The following is a 10253-nucleotide window of genomic DNA, read 5'->3' as shown; positions in this document are numbered from 1 at the left end:
CGGCCCCGGCCGGCGGCGGGGCGGCTACCTGTGGCTCGCCGGAGACCATCACCTGCACAGCCAGTACAGCAACGACGCCATGTTCCGCGTCGCCGACCAGGTGCGGCGCGGCCTCGCGCACGGCCTGGACTGGCTGGCCATCACCGACCACGGCAACGTCCCGTTCGTCACCCACAGCGTGGAGCGCGTCAACGCCGACATCCGCGCTGCCCGCGAGGAGTACGGCGACCGAATGCTCGTCTTCCAGGGCCTGGAGTGGAACATCCCGGCCGCCGAGCACACCACGCTGATGCTCGCCCCGGGCCGATCGGAGGCCGCCTTTCTGCGCGAGTTCGTCGCCAAGTACGACGCCCGCGTGAAGGACGCGCGGCCCGGCACGCCGCAGAACGAGGCCCTCGCCGTCGAGGCCCTGCGGTTCCTGCGTGAGGCGGTGCGGCGACGCCGGATCGGCGACGCCCTCGTCCTGCCCAACCATCCCTCCCGCCAGGGCATCGACTCGCCGCACGAGATCCGCGCCTGGCGGGACGCGGCCCCCGAGATCGTCATCGGCATGGAGGGCGCACCAGGGCACCAGGCCGCCGGGCTGCCGGCCCCCGCGATGGGCCGTGCCCGCGGCCTGTACGACGGTGGACCCGGCACCTATTCCTTCCCCGGATATCCGGCCGAGAGCTACCGCACCCACGGCGGTTTCGACTGGATGACCGCGACCGTCGGCGGCCTGTGGGACTCCCTGCTCGCCGAGGGCAGGCCGTGGTGGATCACCGCCACGTCCGACGGGCACCAGGCGTGCGGCGACTGGGTCAAGAACCCCGTCGACGCGCTGGACCAGAAGGGCTACGACGACAAGCCCTACGACGCCGAGGGCCACACGTTCAACAACACCGGGCGCTTCCCCGACCCGGTCAACGCCGGGATGCCCATCACCGCCTACAGTTCCCTGCCGCCCGGCGCGTACAGCAAGACCTGGGTCGGTGCCACCGGGTACGGGTACCGGCAAGTCATGGAGGCGATGCGAGCCGGGCGGATGTGGGTCTGCCACGGCGACCTCATCAGCGGCCTCGACATGCGTGTGCGCGCCAAGGGCGGCGCCGGCGTTCCGATGGGCGGCAGGCTCGCCGCCCGGCGCGGATCCAGAGTGGAGGTGGTCATCGAGATCACCCTCACCGAGACCCCCAACCACGCGGGCCTGATGCCGAAGCTGGCGCGCGTGGACCTCATCATGGGCAAGGTGACCGGCCCCGCCGCCGACCGGGACACGCTGCGCGCGCCCGGAACCAGAGTCGTCAAGAGCTGGGCTGTCGACCAGCGGGCCGGCACGCTGACGCTCCGCCACACCGCCGACGTGGACGGCCCCTGCTACTTCCGCCTCCGGGGCGGCGACGGCAAACGCACCGCATCAGGCCCCTTCGGACCGGACATGGACCCGGCTGGCCCGGTGATGGACGTCGTCGGCAAGGCCGACCCTTGGGAGGACCTGTGGTTCTACGCCAACCCTGTCTTCGTGGACGTCCGGTAGGGCTCCAGCGGAGAATTCGGCGGCGAACCTCTGACTGATCAGCGCTGCAACGACCTGGGCGGTGATGCGGTCCACATCGCCGCGTTGTCCGGCTATCCGGCGCCCTCACTGGGCAGGATCGTCTCGGCCAGGAGTCGTGCCTGCCGCGCGGGCCCGTCGATTCCGAGCGCCTGCACCGAGGCGTAGGTGCCTTCCATGATCAGCGTGAGGTGGTCGGCCAGCAGGGCCGGATCATCGACGCGGTCGAGTTCCCGGGCGAGCTCGTTCAGGCGCGCGTGGACCCATGCCTTCGTCGCCACCGCCAGCCGGTGGCCCGCGACCTCGGGATCGGGGTACTCGGCCAGGGCCATGAGGAAGGGGCACCCCCGGCAGTTGCCGGGTTGGATCTGCACGACGAGCGCGTCGAACAGCGCCAGAATCCGCTCCCGCGCGCTGCGGCCGTCCGCGCGTGTGGCTTGGGTGAACCACTCGCGGTAACCGTGGTCGGCGCGTTCGACGTAGGCGGCGATGAGGTCGTCCTTGGACGCGAACAGCCGGTAGAGCGTGGTCGGGGCGACTCCCGCCTCAGCTGCGATCTTGTCCACTCCGATGGCCCTGATGCCCTGCCAGTAGAACAGGTCGTGCACGACCGCCAGCACGTGCTCACGCGTCTCAGCCGACGTACGGCGCCGGCTACCCCCTTGCTCGGTCACGCCCGGAGCCTATCCACGCTGGGGAGATCTCCCTCACGAATGTGAACTGGACCACACCCACTTGCCCTCGCCTATTTGTTAGGGAACGATCCCTAACATTACCCGAATGTTCTCGAAGGAGCCCCGAGATGACTGATTTGACTGGTAAGACGGCGTTGGTGACGGGAGCGTCACGCGGCATCGGGCGTTCCATCGCCGAGCGTCTGGCCGCCGACGGTGCGCTGGTCGCGGTGCACTACGGCACCAACGAGGCGGCCGCGAACGACACCGTGGCGACGATCCAGAAGTCGGGCGGGAACGCCTTCGCCGTCCGTGCGGAACTCGGCGTGGACGACGACGTGGACACGCTGTTCGCCGGATTGGAAGAGGGACTGGACGGGCGGCCACTGGACATCCTGGTGAACAACGCCGCGATCATCGACTACGACGGCACCATCGACAAGATCACGCGCGCGGCCTATGACCGGCAATTCGCGATCAACGTGCGGGCACCCTTGTTCATCACCCAGCGCGCACTCCCCCTGATGCGCGACGGCGGCCGCATCATCAACGTCTCCTCGGGCGTCACGTGGTTCGCCACTCCTGAGATCGCGTACGGCATGACCAAGGGCGCACTGAACGTCTTCAGCCGGTCGCTCGCGCAGAGCCTCGGCGCACGCGGCATCACGGTCAACACCGTCTCCCCCGGCATCACCGAGACCGACATGAACGGCTGGCTGAACGATCCGCAGGCCGCCCAGCACGTCGCCGGCATGATCGCACTCGGCCGGCACGGGCAACCGGCCGACGTCGGCGACGCCGTGGCGTTCTTCGCCTCCGAGGACGCCCGCTGGATCACCGGCCAGACCCTTGAGGTCAACGGCGGCCTGCTCCTCGGTCCGCCCACCGGATACGCCGGCTAGCCGCACGTCGGAAGACCGACGTTCTCCGGCCAAGTCGTGTCGGCCACCGTCTCTTCCTCGGCACGAGGCGGTGGCCGCCGATTCCCAGCGGTTTCCGTTGGCCATGGCGTAACTGCCAACACCACGTCTCGCCGCCTTGCGATCCTCGTTGGGGTGCTACTGGATGATGCGTCGTGCGATCGCGTCCGCGCGTTCCGCCGGAATGGCGAAGCCGATACCGATCGAGCCCGACCCACCGCCGTCCGCCCCTTGTCCCAGCGTCGCGATGGCCGTGTTGACCCCGATGACCTGCCCGCGGGTGTTGACCAGTGGACCCCCGGAATTGCCGGGGTTGATCGACGCATCGGTCTGCACGGCCGTCTGCCGCCTGCCGTTGCCCAGAGACACCTGGCGCTGGGCGGCGCTGACGATCCCGGACGTGACGGTGCCGGCCAGGCCGAGAGGTGAGCCCACCGCGAGCACCTGGTCTCCGACTCGCAGGCTCGAAGAACGACCCATGACCAGTGGTGGTGGGCTCGCGGCCGTCCCGACCGACAGCACCGCGACGTCATTGGCCGCATCGGCTCCGACGAGACGCGCCCTGACGTTCGTGCGGTCCGGCAGCATGACGACGAAGGTCTGCCCGCCCTCCACCACGTGGGCGTTGGTCAGGATGTGGCCTTGGCGGTCGATCGTGAAGCCCGAGCCGGTCGAACGACCCGACGCGCCGCGCACGTCGATCGAGACCACGCTCCGCTGGACCCTCGCCGCCGCGCTCCGGAGGTCCCCGGGCTGTGCCACCGGGTCAGCGCCCGCGTCCGCCTCCACCGGGCGTCCCGCTCCCAAGAACTCCGCCTGCTTCGCTCCCACCAGACCTGTGGCGACGGCGCCGCCGACACCCGCCACGGCACCGCTCAAAGCGGAGATCAGAGCAGCCGCAACGAGAATCCCACGAGATCCTGCATGGCGGCGTCGGCTCGTCCCGTCCTCGTACGGGAACGGCGGAACCTGCGGGGGCCCCTGCCACGGGGCTTCAAGTGTGCGCGTCACCGTCCGAGCGCGGTCACCCCAAGGGTCGTCGTAGTAACGGTCGGCGGGGTCATAGCTCACGTCGGCTCCTCAGCTCGTCGGCGAGAGTCACGCTCACCCAGACCTACGTGCAGGAGCGCCCCCAAGGGTCAACCAACGTCAGAAGTCATCAGCAGCCCGGGCTCGATGACGTCTTCGCCTCTCCCCGCCCCGATCAGCGCGGGCGGTGAGTCGCCGCCCTCGACCAGGTGTCGAAGAGGCGGCGGGCCGAGCCGCCGATCGGGCCGACTCGTTCGTCGCGATCAGGATGCTGCGTCGGCCGCGGGAGTCCGCCCGCGATGCTCCGCCGACCCATCCGCTGAACGGCTCAGAAGAAGGATGGAGGGCTCCCTTGTGTGGCCCATTGGTGCAGTTCGCGTTCTACAAGCCGCAGGAAGCCGGTCAGGTCGTCGGCGAGGCGGCGGAAGCCCTCCGTATTGGTTTCGTAGAGTCCACCCACGGTGGCGGCCAGTGGCGCCTTGAAGACAGGGCCGCCCTCAGGGATGCCGAGGAGGAACCTGGCACCGCCGCCGTCGTCGCCGAAGGCCAGCACGTCCATGTCGTAGGCGCCGGTAATCCGCCGCGGCACCTCGTCAGCCCTGATGTCAGCCAGCATCCTCGAAGGTGCAGTGATGAACAGCGCGTTCCAGAAGTCCGGGAGATGGACCTCTCCGACGGAGGCGTAAAACCGCCCCAGCGAATCGGGCAGGCGGCCGTCCAGCGCGACGGCGAGCGCTTCCACATCGTCGGCAGGGGCAGGCTCACCGAGATGATTGTCGGACGGCGGATAGCCCATCCTGTCCTGGAATCCCACGAGCAGCGACGCCATCGACGCCTCCACCGACTCGCGCCAGCCGACCAGATCGAGATCGTCCACCCGCGCACTCTAGACCCGCGGTGGTGGGAGGAGATCTGAGGCGTTGTCGCGGCCCGCTGGCCAGAACACTGGCCCGTCGAGACCGGGTTGGCGATGGTTCTGGATCAGTGCCTGGGTGGCGGGCAGCAGCAGATGTTGTTGCAGGGCCAGCGCGCCGGTCACGTTGGCATTGGGGAACCTCGCCGGGTTGACCACGACCGACACCATGATGCGGTGGAACATTTCATCGCCGTAGAGCACCGGCCGCAGCGGAAGCTGGTTGTTGCGCTGCCAGACCAGGAACGGGGTCAGGCCCCACAGGCTGTAGCCCCGCTGTTGGGCGGCTGCGCGCATGGCCGCTTCCGGGGACAGGCCGGTGTCGTCGTACCAGCCGGTCTTGTCCGGGCGGCCTGCGGCGTTCCACAGGATGTCGACGAGGTAGCCCAGTCCCGGCGAGGCGGGGCGGATGAAGGGCGCCCGCGCGGCGGCGATGCGGCCGAACGCCGCTACGGGATCGGAGAGTCCGGCGACCCCGGCCGGGTCGCTCTCGTGCACGATCAATGCGCTGGCGTTGAACAACACCGTTCGCGGCCACTGCCCGAGGCCCTCGGTGATGAACGCCTGGGCGTCATCGTGCCCGAGATGGGAGAAGACCAGGTCGGCCTCGCCGGCGCGGGCCTTTTCATAGACGTCTTCCCCGATGTGCACCTCAACGCGCCGCCTGGTGCGTGCCTGGAACGACGCAAGCAGCCGGGGCAGGAGGCCTCCGTCCTGGACGGTCTTGACGCTGGCGAGGCGGATGGTCTTCCTGGCCGCAGTGCGCGCGCCCGAGCTCCTCGCTGAAGCTTCCGCATTGCCTGTCATGCCCGTTGTGCCCGCCATGGCCAGTGCGAGCAGGCCACCGACTTGCACCGCATCCCGCCGCGAGACCTGTCGTGCGCGATGTTGCCCGTCTGCCTCTTCTGGAGTGTGCATCAGCGTCCCCTCGTCGGTCCCGGTCAGTGGCGGGGGGCAGGCGGTACGTGCGGCGCCAGGATGGCTCTGGTGGCAAGTTGACGTTAATTCCGAAACGCGTGACTGACCAGGCCGTCGCCGCATTCGGGCTTACTGCGGAGGCGGCGACATGTGGTTCTCGCCGGGGCGAGCGGGGGCGGGAGGCAGCGGGTCGGTGCTGCTGGGTGGGCCGAGCTTGAGGAGTTCACGGGCAGCGAGCACTTCCGCACGAGCCCAGGAGCGGAAAGCGTTGCGGTCGTCGAGCAAGTGGTACGGCGTGGCGATCCGTTCACATAGCTCAGTCAGCCAGTCCGGGGAGAGTGCGTCCCTTTCATCGAGCACTTTCTCAAAGGCTCCACGGGATGTCGCCACGTCACCGGCAAGTCCTGCCGCGACGGCTGCGTGATACCAGTCCCAGACACCCGGCTTCTCGGACAAGCGTGAAGTGAGTTGTTCCGAGACAGCGTTCAAGCTGGAGAAGCGCTCACGGAAGTCGTTCACCTGCTCTGCGGCGGTCTCGGCGAGGTCGTGTGCAACCTCGGCGAACTGGGCCTGGTCCTGGAAACCGATGTGCCCGACCGTCCTGGGGCTGCCGCCATCGGCGAAGTCGAAAGAGATGAAATCCTTCGCCGACCACAGCCACATCACACCCACGTTGAGATGGCTCCCCTGACTCCACGCGGAGGGTTGGAACTCCACCACGACGACCCACCAATCGTGATCGTCGAGCCATGTGCGGGACCGGCCGCGCTGCTTGAGCCCCATCGGGCGCAGGACCTCGCGGCCTGCCTGCGCCAGCAGTCGCGAGGGGGATGCGTCGGCCATCACCCGATCGTCTCATCACGTGCAGCGGCTGGAGTCCGGGGTCGCCAGGCCGGCGATCAAGGCCGGAAGCGGTCAGGGGCGGGTTTGGGCTGATGGGGGTGATTTGTCCATATAAGGGAGGTGTTGCCACGTGGTTCCGTTGGTGTCATCTTGCAGGTACGACGCTGCCAGTTTCCGCTGGCGTAGTTATAGACGTCCACCCCGCCTGGAGGGCTCCCATGCGGACGCCCCAAGCCGCCATCACCATGCTCGTCGTCCTGTGCGGTCTGCTCGTCGCGCCGGACTCCGCGTTCGCCGCGACCGGATCCGCCGCCTGCACCGAGGGCGGCGTCACCTGGCGCGTCGACTACAACACCGCCGACGGGCCTTACGGCACGGTGGCCACCGTCGCCGGGCTCAAGAGGATCGATGCGTCCGGCGAGAGCGACGCCGGCTCGCAGCAGTGGGAGCTGCGCTGGGACAACCTGCCCGGCGAATGGCCCCCACCTGGGCAGTCGGGCCTGATGGGACCGCACCACCAGCTGAAGGGCAATCTCGCCGCGATCGACGATCAGCCGGTCGCCACGTATCTGTCGCCTCGGCTGGTGACACCGGACGGCGCCTGCCAGGTCTATCTCGCGCCGTTCGCCAACCGGCGCGGCACCGGGAGCTGGCCGCGGGTGCCGGTGCTCGGCGACAGCCTGCTGCAGTCGCTGAACGACAACTCCTACAACCAGAACGCCATCCAGGGGTACGTCGAGGGCAACCTCAACGACATCGGCATCCGCACCGAGGTCGAGGGGCAGGGAGGACGCCGCTGGACTCCCGCCAAGGACACGGCTGGTCTCGCCAAGGCTGACAGCTATTTGCTGGACGAGTTCCGGGGTCTGCTTGAGCACGATACCGACGGCTTCGTGGTCGCACTCGGGGCCAACGACGCGCTCTACATCGCGACCGCCCCCGACGACCAACGGGCGGCGCGGCTGGAGGAGGTCAGGAACGCCCTTATCGAAGTCGTTCGCGAGATGTCCGCGCGTACCGGCTGCCTGGTCGCCGTCACCGCCCCCGAGCACGCCAACACCTATGACCCCGACTACCCGGCCGCCGCGCTGGAGCTCAACAACGTCCTCCGCTGGATCGCCGCCTCCAACGCCACGGATTCGATGGAGCTGGTCGACTTCGCCACCCGCGCGAAGACCCACCGCAAGAACGACCCGGCGCCGTGGTTCGACTCCGATGATCTGCACCTGAACATGGCCGGACGGCTCGTCTACACCGCCACGATGTCCGAGGCCGCCCGCAAGTGCGCCGACAGCTCGGTGCTCTACGGCGCGTCCGGCACGTTCGACGGCGGCGAGCTCGCCGGCAAGGCATGGCTGCCGAGCGGCCAGCGGCTGCGGGCCCAAGCGGTGCGCGGCTGGGACTTCGAACCGGGCAAGAGCTCGTACTTCTCCACCCAGGCGAGCGACGGAACGATCTTCATCTCGAACATGAGCCAGACGGCCAACCCCGTCTTCGTCACCGGCAACTCGATGGTCCTGTCCGCGTTCCACCCGGAGGACAACACGTTCAGCAACATCCGCATCAAGACCGATCGCGGCAAGGAGACCATGGTCGACAGCGCCGGCAAGCCCCTCGGCTTCGACATCGGCGAGGCCGAGGCGTTGCCGGGCGGCGACGCGGTGGCGTTCACCGGAGGCACGCCCTACGAGGGGCAGGACGTCGAGACGCAGGGCATGTGGCCGGTGTTCGGCATCCTGACCAAGGGACCGAACGGCTGGCGCGTGGCGTCCGGCAGCGGCTGGCAGAACCAGTGGTCGCCGCGCGAACTGTTCGCGGCGTCCGCGCCCGGGCCGGGCGACAAGGCCTGCCCGCTGAACGATCCGGGCGTCCGCGACTGCCTGGCGTTCGTCGAGATGGCGGTGTTCCCCGACTCGAAGGACGTGGTGGTCGCGCAGTACTTCGGCCACTCCGGCCACAACGCCGGGCAGATCACGGTGCTGGACCTCGACGGGCCGGATGCGAGCGGCCGCTACCGCCTGAAGGTCGCCGACGTCTACCAGTTGCCGGACGTCGCCGACCCGGCCGATCCGGCCAAGAAGGTCTACGTCTCCGGTCGCGAGGTGCAGACCGACCCGACCGGACGCGCCGGGAACGAGCGGTTCGCGCTGTCGATGGACGTGCACGGCGACATCGGCAGCCCGCTGATCGAGTTCGCCTACGATCGCGACGCGGCGGTCGGCAGCAAGATCAAGGTGGTCTCGCCGCCGATGTTGCCGGGTGACCTGACCGCGGCCCGTGACGACGGGCTCAAGAGGTTCCATGGCTTCGGCAAGCCGATGTACGACCACAACGGCAATCTGTGGGGTGCCCACGGCGACGGCCTGCAGGGCGGCCCGATCAGTGTCTACGCCGGGCCCCGGTGCGCGTACGACGGGCAGCCGCTCAACTCCTATGTCGAACGCGCCACCGGCGTGAAACCGGCGTGGGGCAAGATCTGCAAGGCCCACCACGCCATCCTCGCGCCCACCTCCCTCGGCGTCGTCTGGAGCGTCCAGGAGAACCCGCAGAAGGACACGGTCGTGATCACCACTTTCGGGGGCGTGATGTACGCGATCAGACCTTCCGGCAGGGGCGCGGACATGACGTTCGAAATCAGCAACACGCTCACGTCCAAGGCGCAGCAACTCCTCGCCCGCCAGGCCACCTGGCCGTGCCCGACCGAAAAGGAGCCCGACAAGACCTGTACCGGCAACCCGATCATCATCACCGCCCGCGGCGGACCGGTGAGCGCCGACGGCCGTGCGTGGATCGCGGTGGAGCAGCTCCGACCACGCGACAAGACCGGCCAGATGGAGGAGGTCGAGCAGTGGATGTACTCGGTCGACGTGAGCCGCCTGTTCGGCCGTGAACCCGTTCGCCTGACGGCCCGCACGGGCCAGACCAGCCACGTCCACGCCGAACTCAACCAGACCTTCGCCACGGTCAAACGACCCGGGCGTTACGCCACCAACGACGTCGACTCGGCCGCCTCAATGCTCGGTTGCCAGGAACGACAGGTCTGGGGCGGCACCGCCTGCACCGATCCCGTCGGCGGTCTCACCGGCGGCTTCGCCCTCGGCGACGAGACCGGCGGCGGAGTCCCCGCGGGCACCTCCGTCGAGTACCGCGTCGTCGTCCCCAAGGCCGGCACGTACCAGGTCGCCTACCGCGCCACCGACCGGGCCGCCGCGGGTGACCAGCAGATCCAGATATCCGTCGACGGCACCGCCCGGGGAACCACCACCATCCCGTCCAACGACGCCTTCCAGACCGTGACAGGCCCGACCCTCGCACTCCCCGAAGGGAAGCACACCATCCGCCTCTCCGCCCCCGACGGCCACCACGGCTGGCAACTCGACTGGACCGCCTTCACCCGCCGCTGAGCGGAGAGCCTCGCTCGC

8 protein-coding genes are annotated in these 10253 nt (G+C 68.9%); 3 read left to right on the top strand and 5 right to left on the bottom strand.

Features of this window, described 5'->3' with window-relative positions; genetic code table 11:
- Positions 1–1516, top strand: a 1516-nt coding sequence (locus tag F8566_RS21310; protein ID WP_151562482.1) for a PHP domain-containing protein, incomplete at its 5' end; no start/stop codon positions are given.
- A gap of 92 nt (positions 1517–1608) precedes the next feature.
- Here F8566_RS21310 and F8566_RS21305 read toward each other — a convergent pair.
- Positions 1609–2208, bottom strand: coding sequence for a TetR/AcrR family transcriptional regulator (locus tag F8566_RS21305; protein WP_151562480.1), 600 nt, complete (start codon positions 2206–2208; stop codon positions 1609–1611).
- A 128-nt stretch (positions 2209–2336) separates the two neighbouring features.
- On the opposite strand from F8566_RS21305, the gene F8566_RS21300 reads away from it, so the two are divergent.
- A complete protein-coding gene (locus tag F8566_RS21300; RefSeq protein ID WP_151562477.1) occupies positions 2337–3110 on the top strand; it encodes an SDR family NAD(P)-dependent oxidoreductase in 774 nt (257 codons plus the stop codon).
- A gap of 156 nt (positions 3111–3266) precedes the next feature.
- Here F8566_RS21300 and F8566_RS21295 read toward each other — a convergent pair whose 3' ends face one another.
- The 4 genes from F8566_RS21295 to F8566_RS21280 form a co-directional block, all read right to left on the bottom strand.
- On the bottom strand, positions 3267–4199 hold the full coding sequence (locus F8566_RS21295) for a S1C family serine protease (RefSeq protein ID WP_151562475.1): 933 nt from the start codon (positions 4197–4199) through the stop codon (positions 3267–3269).
- 286 nt (positions 4200–4485) lie between these two features.
- Complete coding sequence (locus F8566_RS21290) at positions 4486–5034, bottom strand: SMI1/KNR4 family protein (RefSeq protein ID WP_151562473.1); 549 nt, start codon at positions 5032–5034, stop codon at positions 4486–4488.
- A 9-nt stretch (positions 5035–5043) separates the two neighbouring features.
- The gene (locus tag F8566_RS21285; RefSeq protein ID WP_192809787.1) at positions 5044–5988 is read right to left on the bottom strand and encodes a hypothetical protein; all 945 of its coding nucleotides are present in this window, start codon (positions 5986–5988) and stop codon (positions 5044–5046) included.
- A 129-nt stretch (positions 5989–6117) separates the two neighbouring features.
- Complete coding sequence (locus tag F8566_RS21280; protein WP_151562469.1) at positions 6118–6831, bottom strand: hypothetical protein; 714 nt, start codon at positions 6829–6831, stop codon at positions 6118–6120.
- Between the two features lie 218 nt (positions 6832–7049).
- On the opposite strand from F8566_RS21280, the gene F8566_RS21275 reads away from it, so the two are divergent.
- Positions 7050–10235, top strand: coding sequence for a GDSL-type esterase/lipase family protein (locus F8566_RS21275; RefSeq protein ID WP_192809786.1), 3186 nt, complete (start codon positions 7050–7052; stop codon positions 10233–10235).
- Positions 10236–10253 lie beyond the last annotated feature (18 nt).

The organism is Actinomadura rudentiformis, from assembly GCF_008923185.1.
In the GTDB taxonomy this organism is placed as follows: domain Bacteria; phylum Actinomycetota; class Actinomycetes; order Streptosporangiales; family Streptosporangiaceae; genus Spirillospora; species Spirillospora rudentiformis.
Note: the sequence above shows the minus strand (reverse complement) of the source record. Positions and strands in the feature narration are given on the sequence as shown.